This is a genomic window from Pontibacillus salipaludis (assembly GCF_014642405.1).
GTDB classification, from domain to species: domain Bacteria; phylum Bacillota; class Bacilli; order Bacillales; family BH030062; genus Pontibacillus; species Pontibacillus salipaludis.
The window spans coordinates 1-1,440 of the sequence record NZ_BMIN01000039.1 but is presented as its reverse complement, the minus strand read 5'-3'; the positions used below and the strand labels follow the sequence as shown (position 1 = coordinate 1,440).

1 protein-coding gene is annotated in these 1,440 nt (G+C 39.7%); it reads left to right on the top strand.

The annotated features are described in order from the left end of the window. Positions 1 to 49: 49 nt before the first annotated feature. A protein-coding gene (locus IEW76_RS20685; protein ID WP_188656258.1) for an IS3 family transposase occupies positions 50 to 1,407 on the top strand; the annotation gives its coding sequence in 2 pieces (ribosomal slippage) (positions 50 to 518 and positions 518 to 1,407; 1,359 coding nt in all). Positions 1,408 to 1,440 lie beyond the last annotated feature (33 nt).

The window sequence follows — 1,440 nt, the reverse complement described above, 5'->3', positions numbered from 1 at the left end:
TGAAGTGGACCCTTGTTTTTGGTCATAATCAAAAACAGGAGGTGCGATGGTGAATACTATTACATCAGCTATGAAACAAGACATCGCGGTACGCTATTTGAGTGAAATGACGACTTATAAAGATTTAGCTAACGAGCTTGGGATCGATGATTCCGTTATCCGATATTGGGTGAAGCTTTATAAGTATCATGATGACCAAGCCTTTATTCCACCCTATACAAATTACCCTGCGGATTTTAAAATGAAGGTAATTCAGATGATCGAAAACCAAAATTATTCGATTCGGGAAGCCTCAGCCATCTTTAGAATCCCTGATTTCTCAATGGTTCGCAGATGGAAAAAGAAGTGGGAAGAAGGCGGTGCCGAGGCCCTTGAATCATCAGGAAAGGGGCGCCCTAGAGTGAATTCATCTAAGGATCAAAACCAGTCAGAACAACCATCTAACCAAGATATGAAAAAAATGCAGGAAGAGCTAGAATACCTTCGTGCTGAAAATGCGTACTTAAAAAAGTTAAGAGCCTTAGTTCAAGAAAAAGACCAACAGACAACCAAACCAAAGCGCAAGTAATATACGAGCTAAGGCATAAATTCCCGGTAAAACTCCTGGTTCAAGTTGCCGGGATGAAACGCAATACGTATTATTACCAGGCCCAAAAGATGAATGAGCTGGATCCAGATAGTGAACTAAAAGAAACCATCTCATCCATCTACTATGACCATTATGGCCGTTATGGCTACCGCCGTATCCATATGGAACTTTTGAATCGTGGCCACCAAATTAATCATAAAAAAGTAGCTCGTATTATGAGAGAACTAGGGTTGAAAAGCACCGTACGACGCAAGAAATACATCTCTTACAAAGGACAAGTAGGCAAAACGGCAGATAATATCCTCGATCGCAGCTTCACAGCTCAAGGCCCAAATCAAAAATGGGTAACGGATATCACGGAATTCAGAGTCCTAGGAGAAAAAATGTATCTTTCACCTGTGCAAGATTTATTTAATGGTGAAATTATTGCCTACAATCTTGATTTCAGGCCGACATACAAGCTTGTGGAAACCATGTTAGAAGATGCGTTCCAGTATGTTAAGGAAGATGATGAGCTACTTATGCATTCTGATCAAGGCGTTCATTATCAAATTCCAAAGTACCGCCAAACGTTAGAATCTAAAGGAATTACGCAAAGTATGTCTCGAAAGGGAAACTGCCATGATAATGCCGTCATTGAAAACTTCTTTAGTATTTTAAAAACAGAGCTTTTGTACAATCAAACATTTGAAAGCATCGAAGAATTCCAACAAGAATTGGACCAGTATATCTATTATTACAATCATAAGCGAATTAAAATGAAGCTTGGCGGAAAGAGCCCTGTTACCTATAGAGAACAAGGCCAGACTGCAGCTTAAATACATATGACCAAAATTGTGGGTTCAGTGCAC